Annotated in this window: 17 protein-coding genes, 1 tRNA gene and 1 riboswitch; of the genes, 12 read left to right on the top strand and 6 right to left on the bottom strand. The window is 50.3% G+C overall.

Translation table 11 applies throughout. The annotated features are described in order from the left end of the window. Positions 1–322: 322 nt before the first annotated feature. Complete coding sequence (locus AC3RCL_RS03340; RefSeq protein ID WP_012818853.1) at positions 323–2,656, bottom strand: ribonucleoside-diphosphate reductase subunit alpha; 2,334 nt, start codon at positions 2,654–2,656, stop codon at positions 323–325. A gap of 194 nt (positions 2,657–2,850) precedes the next feature. After that, positions 2,851–3,084: riboswitch (cobalamin riboswitch) on the bottom strand. A 369-nt stretch (positions 3,085–3,453) separates the two neighbouring features. On the opposite strand from AC3RCL_RS03340, the gene AC3RCL_RS03345 reads away from it, so the two are divergent. Together AC3RCL_RS03345 and AC3RCL_RS03350 are read left to right on the top strand one after the other, a co-directional pair. After that, positions 3,454–3,759 (top strand): MTH1187 family thiamine-binding protein, encoded by a 306-nt coding sequence (locus tag AC3RCL_RS03345; protein ID WP_036664605.1) that lies wholly within the window; start codon positions 3,454–3,456, stop codon positions 3,757–3,759. 108 nt (positions 3,760–3,867) lie between these two features. After that, positions 3,868–3,939 (top strand) — tRNA-Thr (locus AC3RCL_RS03350). 82 nt (positions 3,940–4,021) lie between these two features. Here AC3RCL_RS03350 and AC3RCL_RS03355 read toward each other — a convergent pair. Together AC3RCL_RS03355 and AC3RCL_RS03360 are read right to left on the bottom strand one after the other, a co-directional pair. Then, positions 4,022–4,579: a dihydrofolate reductase family protein gene (locus AC3RCL_RS03355; RefSeq protein ID WP_492534570.1), complete on the bottom strand. Its 558-nt coding sequence runs from the start codon at positions 4,577–4,579 to the stop codon at positions 4,022–4,024. 558 nt (positions 4,580–5,137) lie between these two features. Beyond that, the gene (locus AC3RCL_RS03360; protein ID WP_492534571.1) at positions 5,138–5,683 is read right to left on the bottom strand and encodes a cupin domain-containing protein; all 546 of its coding nucleotides are present in this window, start codon (positions 5,681–5,683) and stop codon (positions 5,138–5,140) included. Between the two features lie 383 nt (positions 5,684–6,066). Between AC3RCL_RS03360 and AC3RCL_RS03365 the strand changes: the two genes are divergently transcribed. The 3 genes from AC3RCL_RS03365 to AC3RCL_RS03375 all read left to right on the top strand — a co-directional run bounded on the left by AC3RCL_RS03365 (position 6,067) and on the right by AC3RCL_RS03375 (position 8,695). After that, positions 6,067–7,035 (top strand): arsenic resistance protein, encoded by a 969-nt coding sequence (locus AC3RCL_RS03365; protein WP_492534572.1) that lies wholly within the window; start codon positions 6,067–6,069, stop codon positions 7,033–7,035. A 161-nt stretch (positions 7,036–7,196) separates the two neighbouring features. Then, a complete protein-coding gene (locus AC3RCL_RS03370) occupies positions 7,197–7,292 on the top strand; it encodes a hypothetical protein (protein ID WP_012818867.1) in 96 nt (31 codons plus the stop codon). A 674-nt stretch (positions 7,293–7,966) separates the two neighbouring features. Then, positions 7,967–8,695: an N-acetylmuramoyl-L-alanine amidase gene (locus AC3RCL_RS03375; protein ID WP_492534573.1), complete on the top strand. Its 729-nt coding sequence runs from the start codon at positions 7,967–7,969 to the stop codon at positions 8,693–8,695. Between the two features lie 255 nt (positions 8,696–8,950). Here the strand turns inward: AC3RCL_RS03375 and AC3RCL_RS03380 are convergent, their stop codons facing one another. Continuing rightward, positions 8,951–9,283 (bottom strand): hypothetical protein, encoded by a 333-nt coding sequence (locus tag AC3RCL_RS03380; protein ID WP_009591801.1) that lies wholly within the window; start codon positions 9,281–9,283, stop codon positions 8,951–8,953. A gap of 343 nt (positions 9,284–9,626) precedes the next feature. Between AC3RCL_RS03380 and AC3RCL_RS03385 the strand changes: the two genes are divergently transcribed. The 6 genes from AC3RCL_RS03385 (at position 9,627) to AC3RCL_RS03410 (ending at position 15,337) form a co-directional block, all read left to right on the top strand. Next, entirely contained in the window at positions 9,627–11,372 is a 1,746-nt protein-coding gene (locus AC3RCL_RS03385; RefSeq protein ID WP_036664595.1) for an ABC transporter ATP-binding protein, read from the top strand. After that, positions 11,369–13,171: an ABC transporter ATP-binding protein gene (locus AC3RCL_RS03390; RefSeq protein ID WP_492534574.1), complete on the top strand. Its 1,803-nt coding sequence runs from the start codon at positions 11,369–11,371 to the stop codon at positions 13,169–13,171. Before AC3RCL_RS03385 ends, AC3RCL_RS03390 begins: the two co-directional genes overlap by 4 nt. Positions 13,172–13,313: 142 nt before the next feature. Continuing rightward, a complete protein-coding gene (locus AC3RCL_RS03395) occupies positions 13,314–13,871 on the top strand; it encodes a hypothetical protein (RefSeq protein ID WP_036664962.1) in 558 nt (185 codons plus the stop codon). 183 nt (positions 13,872–14,054) lie between these two features. Beyond that, on the top strand, positions 14,055–14,354 hold the full coding sequence (locus AC3RCL_RS03400) for a phage holin family protein (RefSeq protein ID WP_009591821.1): 300 nt from the start codon (positions 14,055–14,057) through the stop codon (positions 14,352–14,354). 108 nt (positions 14,355–14,462) lie between these two features. Next, positions 14,463–14,990, top strand: coding sequence for a DinB family protein (locus tag AC3RCL_RS03405; protein WP_492534575.1), 528 nt, complete (start codon positions 14,463–14,465; stop codon positions 14,988–14,990). 191 nt (positions 14,991–15,181) lie between these two features. Further along, complete coding sequence (locus tag AC3RCL_RS03410) at positions 15,182–15,337, top strand: hypothetical protein (RefSeq protein ID WP_006208027.1); 156 nt, start codon at positions 15,182–15,184, stop codon at positions 15,335–15,337. A 72-nt stretch (positions 15,338–15,409) separates the two neighbouring features. On the opposite strand, the gene AC3RCL_RS03415 is transcribed toward AC3RCL_RS03410, so the two are convergent. Both AC3RCL_RS03415 and AC3RCL_RS03420 read right to left on the bottom strand, forming a co-directional pair. After that, positions 15,410–15,640 carry a hypothetical protein gene (locus AC3RCL_RS03415; protein ID WP_009591802.1) on the bottom strand — a complete coding sequence of 77 codons (231 nt, stop codon included), beginning with the start codon at positions 15,638–15,640 and terminating at the stop codon, positions 15,410–15,412. Beyond that, on the bottom strand, positions 15,637–16,212 hold the full coding sequence (locus tag AC3RCL_RS03420) for a 5' nucleotidase, NT5C type (RefSeq protein WP_012818875.1): 576 nt from the start codon (positions 16,210–16,212) through the stop codon (positions 15,637–15,639). Before AC3RCL_RS03420 ends, AC3RCL_RS03415 begins: the two co-directional genes overlap by 4 nt. A 288-nt stretch (positions 16,213–16,500) precedes the next feature. On the opposite strand from AC3RCL_RS03420, the gene AC3RCL_RS03425 reads away from it, so the two are divergent. Continuing rightward, the gene (locus AC3RCL_RS03425; protein WP_492534576.1) at positions 16,501–18,753 is read left to right on the top strand and encodes an ATP-binding cassette domain-containing protein; all 2,253 of its coding nucleotides are present in this window, start codon (positions 16,501–16,503) and stop codon (positions 18,751–18,753) included. Positions 18,754–18,817: the final 64 nt, after the last annotated feature.

Genomic DNA, 18,817 nt, shown 5'->3' on the forward strand with positions numbered 1-18,817 from the left:
AGGGGAGAGCGATCCCAGCAGACAGTAACTCAACAAATCGCACGAAGCAGCTCATTCGTCTCCGCGCCGCATGAAAAGCAATTCCCAAAGGGAGAGCGATCCCAGCAGGCAGTAGCTCAACAAATCGCACGAAGTAACTCAGAAGTCCCCGCGCCGCATTCCAGCGTTCCCGCAGGGAGAAAGCGCTCCTAGCCACTAAAGCAACTTAAGAAGCGCCTCATTCACATCCAACCCACCTTGCGGGTGTCCAGAGGGCAGAGCCCTTGGGGCCCTCCCTTGGAAGGGAGGGTTTGGGTGGGTTCGAAAAAGGTTATCTAAACTCTTAGCTTGCGCACGACTCACACTCTTCAATCGTTAACGCACGGCTGCGTACATAGTACGTGGATTTGATGCCGGCTTTCCAGGCATGCAGATGCAGCTCCAGGAATTCCGAAGCCCGGATATCAGGGCGGACGTACAGGTTAAAGCTTTGCGCTTGGTCAACGTGACGCTGACGGGCGGCAGCCATTTTGATGGACCAATGCTGGTCGATCAAGAAAGCCGTTTTATAGTACCAGATCGTTTTCTCGGACAGATCCGGAGCAGGGTTCGCCACTTTATAAGTGGTTTTTTCTTCATAAGACAGAAGTTCGTACAATGGATCGATGCTCGCCGTGGAGCCCGCGATGATCGAAGTGGAGCCGTTCGGCGCGATGGCAAACAGCCATGCGTTACGGACGCCGTTCGCTTGCACTTCCTGCTGCAATTCACGCCACTGTTCGGTGGTCACGAACTTGCCTTCATGCTCGCCGTCGGTATAACCGCGGAACGTGAAGTACTCGCCGCTCTCCCAGTCGGAGCCTTTGAATTTCGGGTAGTGGCCTTTTTCCTTGGCCAACTCCATGCTGGATTTGACGAGCAGGTAGTTGATGTGTTCGTACAGATTGTCATTATAGGCAACGGCTTCGTCGGATTCCCAGCGGATGCCTTCCAGCGCCAGCAAGTGGTGCAGACCGAAGGTGCCGAGACCGACCGCGCGATATTGGCTGTTGGTGTATTGAGCTTGCAGAACTTCAATATTGTTAATGTCGATGACGTTATCCAGCATGCGAACCTGGATCGGAACGAGACGCTCCAGCACACCGGCAGGTACGGCACGGGCCAAGTGGATGGAGTTCAGGTTGCAGACAACGAAATCGCCAGGGATTTTGGAAATCACGATCCGGGTTTGGCCGTCTTTCGTAACCAGCTCCTCTTGCTCAACGACCGTCGGAGATTGGTTCTGCATGATCTCCGTGCACAGGTTGGAAGAGTAGATCATGCCATGAGCCGAGTTCGGGTTTGCACGGTTGACCGTGTCGCGGTAGAACATGTACGGCGTACCCGTTTCAAGCTGGGATTTCATGATGCGCTTCATAATGTCGATGGCTTGTACCGTAATGCGCGGCAGCAGCGGGTTCGCTACGGCTTCCGCGTATTTTTGGCGGAATTCGCCTTCGCCTTGAGTATGGTCATAGAAGTCCTCCAGACCTAGCGGACGGCCGTTCTCGTCTTTCCAGCCCATGATTTTCTTCACTTCATGCGGACAGAACAGGCTCCACTCTTCACGAGCTTCGACAGCCTCCATGAACAGGTCGGGCAGGCATACGCCATGGAACACGTCATGCGCTCTCATGCGCTCGTCGCCGTTGTTCAGCTTCAGATCCAGGAAGGACAGGATGTCTTTGTGGAACACATCCAGATAAACCGCGATGGCACCTTTACGAGTTCCCAATTGGTCCACGCTAACAGCGGTGTTGTTCAGCTGGCGAATCCAAGGGATAACGCCGGAGCTGGTGTTCTTGTGTCCGCGGATATCGGAGCCGCGTGCGCGGACTTTGCCGAGGTACACCCCGATGCCGCCGCCCATTTTGCTGAGACGGGCGATGTCCGTATTGGAATCGAAGATTCCTTCCAGGGAGTCGTCCACGGTATCGATGAAGCAGCTGGACAGCTGGCCGGCTACTTTTTTACCTGCATTGGACATGGTCGGCGTAGCCGCCGTCATGTACAGGTTACTCATGGCCCAGTAGGCTTCCTTGACAAGGTCAAGACGCTTGTCGGCAGGCTCGTTATGCATGAGGAACATCGCGATGACCATATAGCGTTCTTGCGGAAGTTCCATAACGCGACCGTCAAAGTCGTTTGCCAGGTAACGCTCAGCCAGCGTCAACAGACCGATGTAATCAAACAGCAGATCGCGGCTTGGATCGATGCATTCGCCGAGTTCTTCGATTTGTTCTTTGGTGTAGCTGGTCAGAAGGTCCTCGCGATAGATGCCTTTTTGCACAAGCTCCGTAATGAGCGGGTAGAAGGCACCGTATGGTTCTTCCGGGTATGCTTTGTATCGGCGGTTGGTAGCCGCTTTTTTATATAAAGAGGTCAGAAACGAACGCGCAGCTGCAAACTTCCAATTCGGCTCCTCTTTGGTTACAAGCTCAAGGGCGGACATCGTGAAGGCGCTGCTGATTTCTTCGCCGGTAACCTGCTCACCGCGCAATTTGGCATTGACGCCGCGAAGCAGACGCTCCTTATCGAGCATGTCCAATCCTTTCAGAGTCCGGTCGGCATAGACGGAGAGGCGAATTTCATCAAAGGCGAGCTGACGGTTGTTCGGTTTAACTACGAGCTGGGGCATGAATAAATTCCTCGCTTTCTTCGGGGGAAATATGAAAAAGGACATCAAAAAAACATTTTCTAAAACCCGCGGGCAGGCTTGAAAATGTCCGTGCGCTGTGATTCGGAAATGACGTTTGACATAAGCCCTTGAACGGGCATGATGTTATGTACAGACGCAAGTTTAACGAACACTTACCTAAAGCCCCGTAGGTTGGTGTCTGCTGCATATAGGCAGGTCTCTGACTCGGGCTTCTGCCTCCCGGCGGTGCCTCCCGAAAACCTTGATCCGATTCTTCGGCGGCTATGCCGTATGAGGATGGCTGAAAAAAATGATGAACAGCCTAAGAGCCCTTACAGTGGCGGGACCGTGATGGATTTACACCATGCTTCCCTATTAAGCCGGACTGCCTTATGGGTTGATCCGGCACCTATATACACTATATTTGGTTGTTGTTAATCTAATTTAACCCAATATATTGTGTTTGTAAACCATGTTCTTAAAATTGAACGCAAAAAGAATTATAGCAAACGAGCGGTCATTGTGCCAGTTAAGAAACTGTCAAAAGGCGATAAGATTTCCTGGATTGTGACCAAATGCGACCTTTTCTGCACAGATACCGCGTATATTCTCGTTTTGACAAAATAGGATATTACCGTATGGATGAGGCGGGCAGGATACACTATATCTTGTGTGAAGCTAAAACTGAAGGGCTTTGATATGGCGGACCCAAATTGGTATGATATCCGTATCCGGAATTGGAATTGGAAAATGGAAGAGCATCGCATGATTGAGATATGACGAGGGAGGTTGTTCAGATGGCAATAGCAGAGGTAACGGTGATTCCGATCGGAACCGCAACCACGAGTTTAAGCGCTTATGTCGCCGAGATGCAGCGAATATTGAAACAGCAGGACGGGATTTCCTATGAGCTGACATCGATGAGCACGATCATCGAGGGAGAGCTTAACATGATCTGGCGGGCGATTGAGGCTTTGCATGAAGCACCTTTTCTGTCCGGGGCAAAGCGCGTATCGACTTCCGTTAAAATTGACGACCGCAGGGACCAGGTCTCCTCGAGCAAACAGAAGATCCAATCCGTGCAGGAGAAATTAGGCGGGTAATGCCGCCAAATTCGGTGGATATTCCCGTTAGAATAGGACTTGCATTTTGCTGCCGAAGTATTATAATAATTTTTGTTGTTTCGAGAGGAATATCATCGAACCACATGTGCTGGTGTAGCTCAGGGGTAGAGCAACGCACTCGTAATGCGTAGGTCGGGGGTTCAATTCCCTTCACCAGCATCTTCATAAAGTCAATAACGGCGCGGTTTTCCGTCATTCGGGAACCGGGCCGTTATTTGTACGTGTTGGCGAATGCGCAATATTATTCGTTCCCATCAAAATGATAAATTAGTTGCACAACGCCTGAGGAGAACGTTCTTGTATTCACCATTTTTAAATGCAACCTCTGTTTTATATCCACAAACAGCGGTTTTCCTTCTCCCAAAACGACAGGGTGAACGGATAATCGATATTCATCAACAAGTCCCAAATTGATAAAAGTCGTAATAAGACTTGCTCCGCCGTACAGCCAGATGTCTTTACCAGGCTGATTCTTTAATTTATTTACTTCTTCAGGAATGCGATCATTTATGAATATTGCTTTATGATCAGTCCCCTTTTGCGTCCTGGAAAACACATACTTTTCTTTACTATGAACCAATTCCCAAAACTCTTTTTCAGAATCCGCATGTCCAATTTCCGGAGTGAATTGTCCCCATAAATCATAGCTTTTTCTTCCATACAAAATGGTATCGATTTGATTTAAAAAATGATTAAACCCCATTTCAGAGTCCATAATGCACCAATCAACTTCACCATGTTTTCCTTCAATAAAACCATCCAAAGTAACCGCTAAATCTAAAATTATTCTTCGTGCCATGATTTATTGCTCCTTTCGTTACGTTAATCTACCATCCAGTATAGACCTCAAATACGTCACCTTATGTCATAAAACGCTAACCTCGTTAAAATGATCTTATGTAAACTGAAGTCGTTCCCTCCTGGAGCGGCTTTTTCTATTTCTTCGAAGGAGCGTGATATGATATGAAATAAATTGATGGAATGGTTGGTACAGAAGGTGAATGCAACTTTTTCTTGAGGTGATATTTTGGGCGATAGACCATTTAAAGCTTTGAGATATATATTCACGTGGATAGCCTTTATTTTTGTTATATGCGTTTGGTTCAGTTCTCACAAAACGTTATATTTAGGGTTGGTAACGCTGTCTGTAAGTGCCGGATACCTAATGCACATTGTTGGAGTGAAAAGAGGGGAAAGTGAAGATAGCAAACTGTTTTTATCCATCATTTCGTGTTGTTTATGTTTTTTAGTCTCGTTATATATTTTTTGTATAACACTTTAGCCCGCCAGCATTAAGTTGACGGGCTTCAGTTTTCTAACGGAATATAAATTAGCAAAATCCTAAGAATAACAAATTCTAATCAGCAGACATGGCCTCTGCTTTTGTTTCGTGGACCGTGCCAAATGGATGCTCAGGAGGAGCATATATCACGTATATTTTTAGCGGTACGCTGCCCATATTGGTTACATTGTGCCATTTTCCAGCAGGTATCATGATGGCATAGCCATCATAGGCCATTTGTTGAAAATCTAAATTGTTTTTGCTATCGCCCATTTGAACAAGCCCTTGACCTTGTTCAATGTGTATGAATTGGTCGGTTGTGGGGTGAACCTCTAATCCAATGTCATCTCCAACATGAATGCTCATTAGGGTCACTTGTAAGTGCTTCCCTGTCCATAAAGCGGTTCGGTACGTATTGTTTTGCTTCGCAGCTTGATCAATATTCAGTACAAGTGGTCTTCGTCCATAATCCGTTATTTGAATATCTTCATCATCACGATTCCAACGGGCATCATACCAACTGAAGTAATGAGGATTCAAGTTATGAAGCCGGTTGTAATTGTTCCAGTATTGATATCTCGGATCAAACACTTGATAAGGGTAACATGGATTACGGTACATGTTCATTCTCCTTTTATCGTTTCATCATTTTCCGATTATCCTATGCTGCTGCCTAATTAAACGATTCAAAAATGGGCTAGGGCCTATAACTTAAGACAAATGGTAAGCTAAGACATGGATATCGTCTTGGACTGCCGCTTTCAGATTTTAAGTTACCCTTGTTAGCCATAACGATAACGCCACTAACAACGCCTAACAACAAATAAGCCAATAGTATGGTTAGGACGCCTTTAATCCCTTTCAGAGATGGGTGTGCATATTCTCCAAGAGCTAAATAGGGTATATGCAATGGCTGATAGCAGCGCTGCCTCCCAAAAGCGGTATTTAGCAGTGACGTGCTGGTCCCGTGATATAATTCGGATAAAAAAGTGGAGCGTGGACAGATGCTTAGACTGGAGAGTGTAGAGAAGAATCAAATAGGCGTTTATGCAGCAGCCTTGATATTAGGTGCAGTAATGGGCTTATTAAGTCCCGCCATAGGCATGTTTGTTGAGCCTGCCATATCATTCATGATTGCCATTCTTCTTTTCAGCATGTTTTGTCAAATTCCATTCCTTAAGCTGAGGGAGGCTTTATCCAACGGGCGTTTTATAGGGGCTTTATTGCTTGTGAATTTTGTTCTGACACCGGTTCTCGTCTATATTCTAACCTTGGTATTTCCTCAACCGGCTCCCGTTTTACTTGGTGTTTGCCTTGTGCTTCTGACGCCATGCATTGATTATGTTATTGTTTTTACACAGTTAGGGAAAGGGAATGAGCGATTGATTCTTGCGTCCACACCGATCCTTTTTGTAGTACAAGTGATTATGCTTCCGTTTTACTTGTGGCTTTTCCTTGGCTCGGAAGCAGCAGAAATGGTCAAGGTGGGCCCATTTGTCGAGGCATTTATCTTCTTGATTATCGTCCCGTTGCTTCTTGCTTTGGCTGCACAGTTCTGGGCCAAGAAAAGTGCCAAGGGTTCAAAATCGTTGCAATTAACCGCATGGCTCCCAGTACCCTTTATGGCAATCGTCCTTTTTGTAGTCATTGCTTCACAAATCGGGAGGGTGTATGAAGATCTTAGCGTTATCATAGCGGTTATTCCCATTTATGTTCTATTCCATATCATGACGCCGTTTATTTCACGGGCGACTTCGGCGTTTTTTCGAATCGGACCCAAGGATGGGAGAGCGCTTATATTTAGTGCAGGGACACGGAATTCATTAGTCGTTCTTCCTTTAGCACTTACCCTGCCTGAGGAAATGGCTACGATTGCAGCAGCGGTAATCGTCGCTCAAACCGTGATAGAGCTAATTGCCGAGCTTATTTATATACGTATCGTGCCAAATTTGATTTACCGGGATAGAAAATAAGTTGCCGCCTGACTGAACAGGAAATATCGTCGCCCAGTGACATTTGGATCGCTGGCAGAGGCTGGCGGGGGTATTTTTTGTCTATGAGCGGTACATGCGCCCTGACACTTCATGAAATTTTGAATACGTTATATCGTATCGTAAGCAAAGGAGGGAATCTCATGGGCGAAGTTGGATACGGCGGGTATAACTCTGTCGGAGCGATTCTTGTTCTCTTCATCTTGTTGGTCATCATTACTGCTTCTTTCTGGGTATAATTTCGTTTCTTTCGCGTAACAAAAAGCCCTGCCGACTCATGTCGGCAGGGCTTTTTAAATCCTAAAGGGATGATCGGTAATGGGGCTCAAAATATAACCATCAGGATACCGAATACGAGTACGATTGATCCCAGAACCACCAGAAGAATCCCGCTGGATTTTATATAGCGAATGTAGTCGGAATCAGGCTCCGACCCATACTTTATGTTCCACATTTTATATAAGGACCCCCATGTGGGTTTGCGCATCCTCATGACACCACGAATGATAAGAGCTGTAGCGAACACGATAAGTACAAATCCAGACATATAACCCGTCTCCGATCGGTTAGAATAGAAGTAACACGGATGAAATCACCGCCTAGCCAAACATGAAGGCAATCTCCGGGAAAGTTCCATTGTATGCATAATATCAGGGATTGCGGATGAAATGAAGCTTGGGCCTGACCACAAGAGGTCGGCTCAAAATCGTAACCGGGCCATTCGATATAGGCTCCAGCAAACACCGACCGTACCCCATTGGAGTATCTTATATATTATACTCGTCCTTGCAGTAGGATCTATAGTTGCCTTGCCTAGTAAACGTGGAAGCATGAGCGGAAGGAAGGGACGCGGCCTACTCCGCTGTATTTAGCCACCAGGCTGTTCAACAACCTACAAAGGCGGTGAATGATCGTGAAAAGGGTTTGGATTGACGCAGGACATGGCGGAAAGGATGCCGGAGCCACCGGAAACGGGCTGCAGGAAAAGGATATCGTATTAGCGTTGTCCCTAGCCGTGAAAAAACGATTGGAGGCCGAATACGACGGCGTTCAGGTATTCCTCTCCCGATCTTCCGACGTGTTTCTGGAATTGGCGGAACGGACCGATAAGGCAAACGCTGCCGGTGCCGATGTCCTGGTAAGCATCCACTGTAACGCAGGCGGCGGTGCAGGGGGCTTCGAGTCATATCGATATACCTCCGCAAGCCCTGGTTCGGTAAAACTCCAGAATGTTATTCATTCGGAGGTCATGAGCGCGATTACATCCTACGGGGCAAGTGATCGAGGACAGAAGGCGGCTAACCTGCATATGGTCCGTGAATCTAAAATGCCTGCGGTGTTGACCGAGAACCTGTTTATCGATGTGGCAGCGGATGCAGCCAAGCTGAAACGGCCGGACGTGCTGGACGCTCTGGCGAGAGGCCATGTCAACGGCATTGCCAAATACCTGGGACTTCAGAAGAAAGAGGGGGCTGCTGCGGTGAGCGATAAGGTCAATGTCATTGTAAACGGTAAGCAGATCGAAGATGGCAAGCTGGAGAATGGCGTGACCTATGTACCGCTCCGGGCCATCGGTGAGGCATTAGGCGCCAAGGTGGGATGGGATAACAAGACCAAGACGGCTACGGTGACGACCGAATAGACTCGAGTCCGGTGGCTTTTAGATGAAGTGCCTTCCTCGCCGTATCTTGATGCAGATGCACAAGGACGCGTTCATGTTGAACAATTTATGTCTCTTTAATCGTAATTTAAGCTCCCCTTAATATTTGGGGCATAAGATAAAAGCACCCCTTTTAAAAAAATATATCAGAAGCCCCTCTAACATCGGTTAGAGGGGCTTCTTTGGTTGTCTTCCCTTATTAGAGGAAAGACCCGGGGTACGGTACTGATGGAATATTTACAATCCCAGCCATTTCGTAATATAAGCGGATACGGCTAATTCCTGAAAATCCTGCCAGCTGCGAAATGGGGTATGCTCAACGATAAACGGGTTAATCGTGCGACCTTGTATGAATTCGTCAAAATCTTCATCGGTGCTTCCCTCGTATCCAGCGGCCTTCAGCAAGTGATCGATGGAAGAAAACTTCGTATGTCTTTGAATAAATGATTCCGAGAACAGTTCTTCCACGGGCACCTCTTGTTTCATGTCCGAGAGCCTTGCGGCATTTTCGCGAATTTCTGATAGCTTCTCTTCATCCAGTCCGTCTAATCCACTGATCCCAGTATTCATTATGCCCACCTCCAAAAAGTTGCACGTCACTCTATTATACATATACGAGTATGCTGAATTATCGGATTCGCTTTTTTTTTAAAGCGGGTATTGACTCGCTAGATTTATATAGGAAGAAAAGACGGAAGAGGCTCCTTCAATTGTATATAATCGCAGAGAGGCCGTGCAGTTGTGCGGTTTATTCTTTATGCACTTAAGAATAAACGATCATCACATTATAATTATTCTTTACCTAGGAATGATCGGGGTTTTCATGTAGACTGGTAATGATTTACTGCCGGGCATGCCTGTGTTTGGGGGATGACGGTCCGTACATACTTGCTTGCATATGGGGGTGGGCACTGTGCCCAAAAAAGAAAAGGTATCCATGTCATGGCTGCTGCGGTATTTGAAGCCGGTAAAAGGACGGCTGATCCTGCTGCTGGCCATGCTGCTGACGTCGACCGGCTTGCAGCTGCTGAATCCGCAGATTGTCAAACGCTTTATCGACACGGCAGCCGGCGGAGGCGTGATAGCCACGCTGATCCAGCTTGCGGGATTATTCCTGGTCGTGGCTGTGTTGAACCAGCTGATTACCGTAGCTGTCAGTTATCTGGGGAATGATATTTCATGGCGCGCGACGAACCGGCTCCGCGGCGATCTCTTGAAGCATTGCTTACGGCTGGATATGCGGTTTCATAATGTGAAAACGCCCGGCGAGATGATTGAGCGGATTGACGGAGACGTGACGAATATCTCGAATTTCTTTGCGATGTTCATCGTGCAGGTGATCGGCAGCTTCGTGCTGCTTGCCGGCATATTGGGATTCATGTTTACGGTCAATTTGCCCATCGCGATCGTGATGACGGTGTTCACGCTGCTGTCCATTCTGTTCATGGTGTTCATCCGGAATATGGGCGTCAATTCCTCCAAGAACGAACGGGAAGCCAGCGCTTCGCTGTTCGGATTGATTGAGGAACGCATCGCCGGCATCGAGGATGTTCAGGCGAACGGCAACGTGCCGTACGTCATGAATCGGTTTCACCGCTTGATGCGCAGCGTGTTCCTGAAGGGGAGAAAAGCCTGGATGCTCCGCGTCGTACCCTGGAACACCACGGTGATCCTGTTTGCCCTAGCGGTTACCGCAGTCCTGTTACTGGGGGTACGCTATTATTTGATCGATGAAATTACGCTGGGAACCCTGTTCCTGATCTATCAATATACGCAGATGTTAAACGATCCGATCGAGATGCTGGGCGACCAAGTGCAGGAGTTCCAGAAAGCGAAATCCGGCATGCTGCGCTCCAGAGAGCTGCTGTCCAACAAGAGCGAGATCGTGGACGGGGAGCAGGAAGAGCTGCCTGAAGGAGCGCTCGGTTTGGAGTTTGAGGGCGTCAACTTCAGTTACAACGCGGATAAACCGGTATTAAAGGACATTAACTTCGAAGTGAAGCCGGGTGAACGCCTGGGGATCATCGGACGTACCGGCAGCGGGAAGTCGAGTCTCAGCCGTATTCTGCTTCGGCTGTATAACATCGACAGCGGGGTCATCCGCGTCGGAGGCACGGATATCACGAAGCTGAAGCTGCCGGCGCTTTACCGCCGGGTGGGGATGGTTACGCAGGATGTGCAGCTGTTCGACGGCTCGCTGCGCGACAACCTGACGCTGTTCGATCACGGCGTGTCGGACGAATTCATCCTGGAAACGACGGAGCGTCTCGGGCTTCGGCAGTGGATCGATGCGCAGCCGGAAGGTCTGGATACGCATCTGACCACAGGCGGGGCCTCGTTGTCCGCCGGGGAAGCGCAGCTGTTTGCGTTAACCCGGGTATTTTTGACGCAGCCGAGCCTGGTGATTCTGGATGAACCCTCTTCCCGCTTGGACGCCGCAACGGAGACCATGCTGCAGGCAGCCGTCGATCAGCTGATGAGCAGTTGTACGGGCATCATCATCGCGCATCGGCTGGCTACCCTGGAGCAGGTGGATAAAATCATGGTGCTGGGTGACGGACGAATTCTGGAATTCGGCGCACGGGAAGCACTTGCGTTAGATCCAGCATCGCATTATGCGAGACTGCTGAGCACAGGCAGAGAGGAGGAGCTGGCGTGACCATCACGGGTTTTATAGGGCGGCTGTTTCGATTTAGGCCCTCATTATTTTTAATCAACGGTTTATTGTGGTGCATCTTTCATTCGCTGCCGTTATTGATCGGGCTCGGAATGCAGTGGTTTTTCGACCGGGCCACATCGAATTCCACGGATTATGTATGGCTGGCCGTTCCTTTGATTTTTATTGCCGTTGTAAGGGTCGCGCGGGTGGGGACGTTCTTTGCAGCCTTCTATCAATGGGTAACGTATATTTATCATATCCAGGCTATCTTGCGCACCAACATGCTGGCGGGGATCATGCGCTGGCCGGGACGGAATTTGCCGGCTTCTCCAGGGGAGGCGATGAGTCGCTTCCGCGATGACGTGGAAGAAGTTGTGGAATACGTGGAGTCCTGGGTGGATTTTTGGGGACGTCTTGTTTTTGCGCTCGTATCCGTTGTCATCATGGCAAGCATTAACTGGAAAATCATGCTGGTGGCCGTGCTGCCGCTCGTGGTGGTCACGCTCCTGAACAATTTATCCGGCAACCGCGCACGGCGTTACGGCCTGAAGAACCGGGAAGCTACGGGGCGCATCACCAGCTTCATTGCCGAAACCTTCGGCGCGGTTCAAGCCTTGAAGCTCGGGCAGGCCGAAGATCATGTCCATGAACGCTTCACGAAGCTGAATGAGGACCGCCGGCAGGCAGCGCTGAAGGATAATCTGTTCAAACAATGGATGCGGTCCCTGAACCAGCATGTGCTGAGCATTTGTACGGGGCTGATCCTGTTGATGTGCGCAGCCGAAATGCAGGCGGGGCATTTTACCGTCGGGGATTTTGCGTTGTTTACGACGTACCTGGCCAATATCGGGTTCAGCATTTCCTTGTTCGGATATATGGTGTTCCAGCACAAACGGCTGAAGGTTTCCTTTGACCGTATGCGCTCGCTGTTCCGCCCCGGCGAGGAGGACCGGATTATTGAGGCGAGGGAAACGTATCTGAACGAAGATCCTCCGGAACTGCCTCTCATTCGCAGGGAGCCGGGGGAGAAGCTCAAGGAGCTGGAGGTAAAGAATTTATCCTATCATTATCCGAATTCGGAGAATGGGATATCGAATATCAACTTCCGCCTGGAGCGCGGCAAGTTTCTGGTGGTGACCGGCCGAATCGGGGCCGGGAAATCGACGCTTGTCCGGACCCTGCTGGGGCTGCTGCCCAAGAAGGCGGGCACGATTCGCTGGAACGGGGAAGAAGTCGATCCGGCTACCTTCCTGATGCCCCCTCGGGCGGCTTATACCCCGCAGGTTCCAAGGCTGTTCAGCGATCCTTTGAGAGAGAACATCGTGCAAGGGAAGAAAGAGCGGGCCGAGGAAGCGCTGGAACGGGCCGTCCGGCTGGCCGTCATGGAGAAGGACATCGAGAATCTGGATCAAGGGCTGGAGACGTTTGTCGGCCCGAGAGGCGTCATGCTGTCGGGGGGACAGATCCAGCGCGCGGCCACGGCGCGCATGCTGATGACCGGCGCTGATCTGTACATTTTCGACGATCTGTCCAGCGCGCTGGACGTGGAGACGGAGCAGCTGGTATGGGAGGGAATGTTCAAGGAGCGTGACGTCACCTGCATTGCAGTATCGCACCGCAGGGCGGCTCTGTCCAAGGCCGATCATATCATCGTCATGAAGGATGGACGGGTCGAAGCGGAGGGAAGCTTGGCGGAGCTGCTCGCTACGAGCGAAGAGATGCAGCTGTTATGGCAGGGTCAGTCCACGACCGAGACCGAGGCCGCGGTAGCGGATGAAGCCGAGGTTAGCAAGGTATAACATTCAATGTGGTTTGGAATTGGGGATGTTTGAACAGGTTTAAGAGTAAGGCAGCTTCCGTTGGTGAGGAGGCTGCCTTTTTTTGTATAATAATGGGTGGAATATACTGGAATTATATCGGTCATATAAGGGAGAGTTCTGCATGAAGAATCGCAAGTTCTTGATCACTTTCGGTCATAACCTGGACCATAGCAACATGGATGATCTGGTGTCAGATCGCCTTTCCCGTCATAAGGGGCGGATACAGAAGGATTACTTCGATCCGGTGCTGCGCAAAGGGGCTGCGTTTATTCTAAACTATCAGATCATCGACACGAATGCGGACAGAGTCTCGCAGCGGTATTACTTGGATGACTACCACATAACGGAAGCCCAGCTGCAAGGCTTTCTGTACTCATTGAACAAGCTGAAGGGCACGCATGTGTTGTGCAATCCCAGGAGGCAGGGACATCACTGGACCGTCATCGACGAAATCGAGTACAGCTGTTATGCCTATCAGACATTGGACGGAAGGGATCTTCGTTTTATAGAATACCAAAATGATACCAGGGCGGATGCCGTCATGAAGAAGGGGATACCCCGGATTCCCGAGCATCAGCACTACCTTGCCTTTCCAACGGACTGCAGTCAGGAAGAGAAGGATCGGCGGTTGACCGATTGGATCTGCGGGATCATTGAAGCGGCAGGCAATGACCTTTAGTTTCAACGCCACTTCAAAGAATACCTTCTTGTATTCCCTCCACCCGGAAATACGCGATTGGCGCTTCGTCTGCCCATCCATGAACCTATCATGAATTCCATCGGCAGATTCTATTATTTTGCCTGCGGGAATAAGGATATAAGTACAAGCCGATCGATAGGCTCTAGGAATAGGATGTAGAAAATGAATGGAAAGGGTGGGTTTGTCATGGAATGGAGCGTCATTTTTCAACTGATCGATCCGCGGCTGTTTATGGTCGTTGCCGCTTGTTGGGTGATCGGATACGTGCTGAAGCAAACGCCTAAGGTTCCGAATTGGAGCATCGTATATGTGGTTATGGTCGTATCCATCCTGTTGACAACCGGCTTGATCGGCTGGAGCGTGGAGAATATCATCCAAGGCATCCTTGCGGGAGCGTTCGCCGTATTCGGGCATCAGGCCGTTAAACAAACGGCAGAGGCGATTGCGACCAGAAAGAAGTAAGAACGGCTGCAATGGGCCCCAGGATCAATTTGGTCTAAACCGAACGTTACCTTGTAGCCTGCGTCTCCCGCCTGTTATCCTAGAGTGCATGAGATCATGAGAGGGAGCGTGAAAGACTTGCAAAGGAAAACGTTGACCGTTGAGGCGCTGCCTGGGTTTGAGCCGGAGATCGGCCGCTGGATATGGGGACTTGAGGACGTGCGGCGGACGATATTGAAACGGCTGGCCGGGATCCCATATGAGCATCTGAATCATAAGGCGGCCGGCCGGCAATCCATCGGTTCACTGCTATACCATATTGCCTTAATCGAAGCGGACTGGCTGTACGTCGAGGTGCTTGAATCCGATTGGGACCCGAAAATAAAGGCAGGTTTCCCCTGGGATCACCGTACGGAGGATAACCGTCTTTCCGAAGTGCTGGATCAGCCGCTCGCTGAGCATCTCCACCGTATGTACATGGTTCGTCAGGAACTGGTTGCCCATTTCCGAGGCATGGACCTTTCGGACTGGAGAAGACCCAGACGACTGGAGGCGTACGATGTGACGCCCGAATGGGTCATCTATCATCTGATTGAGCATGAGTCCCATCACAGGGGACAGATATTTCAGCTGTTAAGGGAATTGGAGCAAGCGTGAGCATCGTCCCGACGCTGGGAAGCTTCGGCTTCTTCCCGGAGCCGCGCATCGCGGCATTTTAAGCGAATGTGCCATGATTTTCATAACCACGCAGGGCAGGGAGCATTCCTTGCTCTTTTTGCGCATATCCTGCAACGATTCATTCCGCCATACGTATTAAGCCAGATAGAATGCGGTTCGGAGGGGATACGATGAATAACGAATTTTACGTGGGATGGGGAACGCTGGCGCTGATCAATGCCGGGCTGGCCCAAGGAAAGAACAGAACGGGATTAAACTGGTTTCTGCTGTCACTGTTATTAGGCCCGCTCGCAACCCTGTTTCTTGTCTTGTCAGCTAAAAGGTGAACTTGGCAAAAAAGGTAAATCGGGCAATAAAAAGAGCCGCCTCCCGGCAAGGGAAGCGGCTCTTATCGTATTTTACATCCGCTGAAACATCGCGGTATCACGGCTGTAGTGCGTCAAATAACCTGTTTCTTCGTTGCGGATGCGGACGACATCCGGCGTGTAGCATTCAATGTAACCTCGCTCGATCTCCACGTATACGCTTGCGGGGTCTTCCTCCCACACGGAAACCAGCGTTTCCGAAAGCGCGGCAGCGAAAAAATGGATGTCTTGCGACAGGTACCGGCTATTGCGGTCTATATTCATTTCATTTCCCCTTGATGATTAGAATCGGATAACATGCGGTCTACTAACTCGTTCATTCCCTTCCAGGAATCCTTCAGAATAAATTCATGCTGAATATGCGCATTCCATGGGCGCGGAATCAGGATGGTCTGTTTTCCGGCTTTTCTCGCAGCAATCGCATTATGGGGACCATCGTCAATCAGAAGGTCAAACTCCACCAAATCCTTGCGCTTGGCCACGAAAAAATTCTCGAAGGGAATAAAAGGCATATGCCTCTGCAGCCATCTCCATTTCTCGGGCACCGAGGATGGGCGGGCTGCGGTAACGACAATGACATCATAATCATGTGTCATTCTGTGAACCTCGTCAATCGTATATTCGTCAAATAGTTCGAGCTCTTCATACAAACCGGGCTTTCCGAAGAAAAATTCTTCCGAGCATTCAGGATGCCAGATTTGGTGCAGGTTGTAATCGGTAATCTGATCGAGCGTAAGCTGGGGATCCTTGTACTGCAAATTGTGATAATGGATGGCTTTGGGAATCAGATGGCAGATCGTATCATCCATATCGATGGCGACTATTTTTTTGCTCATATCGTCATTACTCTCCTGTAATCATGAAATCTTCGAAAGATGATGTTCCGTAAATTGTAATGGACAGGATGCATATTGGCAAACCAAAATCAAAAATGGAAGGATGTTGCATTCCCTTCCCCTGACTCATTATAAATTAAGTATAACATTAATAGGTCGGCAACCCTTCTGATATTTTCCCGGCGCGGGTTCGACCGGAATCATAGCAGCATTCCTTCATTATGACAGTACATGTCATGAATGCCCTTTTATAATAGGAGCACTACAGGGCACAAAGGAGGAACGGCCATGCCGCAAGAATATATCCGCATTCGCGGTGCCAGGGAGAATAATCTAAAGAATGTTTCGCTCCAAATTCCAAAACGAAAAATCACCGTCTTTACCGGCGTATCCGGCTCGGGCAAATCGTCCATCGTGTTTGATACCATCAGTTCCGAGGCCCAGCGATTGCTGAACGAGACGTTCACCGCTTTTGTCCGGAACCGGCTTCCCCGGCATAGCCGCCCGGACGTGGACTCGCTCGAAAATTTGTCGACCGCCATCGTCATCGACCAGAAGCGGCTGGGAGGGAACTCGCGTTCCACGCTCGGCACGATCACCGATCTGTACGCCGTTCTTCGACTGCTGTTTTCGAGGGTGGGGCAGCCATTCGTAGGTTATTCTAATGCGTTTTCTTTTAACGATCCGCAGGGCATGTGTCCGGAATGCCAGGGAATCGGGAAGAAGGTGGAGCTGGATCTGACGAAGCTGCTGGATATGACCAAATCCTTGAATGAGGGAGCGGTCCGGTTTCCGATTTTCTCGGTGGACAGCTGGTATATGAAGAACTACACCATGTCCGGTTTCTTTGATAACGACAAGAAGCTGGCCGATTATTCCGAAGCGGAATGGGATCTCTTCCTGTACGGCAAGGAGGGAAAAGTGACGTTCCCGTCCAAAGGCGGACCGGTGCAGTCCGACTTCGAAGGCCTCGTGCTGAAGTTTAACCGCCTGTATATTCAGCGAGACAGCAGCGAATTGTCCGAACGAACCTTCAATCACGTGAAAAATTTCATTACGCACGGCACATGCCCGTTATGCCAGGGGACACGGCTCAGCCAAGCTGCGTTAAGCTGCAGGATCAACGGATTCAACATCGCCGAGTGTGCGGCCATGGAGATCGGGGACCTAAAAGCGTTCATCCTGGATATCAAGGAGCCGATCGCTGCCGGCATGGTAGCCAGCTTAGCGGAGCGGCTGCAGCATTTGATGGATATGGGACTGGATTACCTGACGCTGAACCGGGAGACGACCACGCTCTCCGGAGGCGAGTCGCAGCGGGTCAAGATGGTCCGGCATCTGGGCAGCAGCCTGACGGACATGATGTATGTTTTTGATGAGCCGAGCGTGGGCTTGCATCCGCGGGATGTTCACCGTCTGAACGGCATGCTGAGGAAGCTTCGCGACAAGGGTAACACCGTGCTGGTCGTGGAGCATGACCGTGACGTGATTGAAATTGCCGATCATGTGGTGGATGTGGGGCCGAATGCCGGTACCCGGGGAGGGGAAATTGTCTTTGAAGGGACGGTCGAGCAGCTGTGCGACCAAGCTTCCACCTTAACCGGGCGGTATATGAAGCGGTGGATGCCGATGAAGGAACAGTTTCGCGTACCTACAGGGCATATGCGCATTGCCGATGCGAATCATCATAACCTGAACAATGTGACGGTGGATATCCCGGTAGGCGTATTGACCGTGGTCACGGGCGTAGCGGGATCAGGAAAGAGCTCGCTCATTCACCATGCCTTCCTGTCCCAGCATCCCGAGGCTGTTGTCATCGACCAGTCTGCCGTCAGCGCCTCGATCCGTTCCAACCCTGCCACCTACACGGGGATCATGGATGACATCCGGAGCATGTTCGCCAAGGCGAACGGCCAGAGTCCGTCCCTGTTCAGCTTCAATTCCAAAGGGGCCTGCCCCGACTGCCACGGGCTCGGTTTCATCTATACGGACCTGGCTTTCATGGAAGGCATCAAGTCGCCGTGCGATACCTGTGACGGCAGACGTTTTAAGGATGATGTGCTCCAGTACAAGCTCCATGGAAAAATGATCACCGAGGTGCTGGACATGACGGTGCTGCAGGCGCTGGATTTTTTCGAGAAAAAAGAAATCAAGCGGCGGCTGGAAGCATTGCATGACGTGGGCCTGCACTATCTGACCCTCGGACAGCCGCTGAGCACCCTGTCCGGGGGCGAAAGCCAGCGCATCAAGCTGGCCAGCGAGCTGCACAAGCAGGGGCAGATTTACGTCATGGACGAGCCGACGACGGGGCTGCATATGTCGGATGTCGGGCATCTGCTGGACATGATGAATCGGCTCGTCGATAACGGCAGCTCGGTGATCGTGATCGAGCACAATCTGGACGTGATCCGTCAGGCGGACTGGATCATCGATCTCGGGCCCGAAGGCGGCAGCAGGGGAGGGAGGGTCATATTCGAAGGAACGCCCGCCGAACTGATCGCGGCGGAACACTCCCTGACCGGTAAATACGTGAGAGGATAGACTTAGAATGGCTGTGCCGCATATCCCCGCGGCATGGCCATTCTATGGTTATCAGGCTTATATG

Source organism: Paenibacillus sp. MT86 (assembly GCF_058792535.1).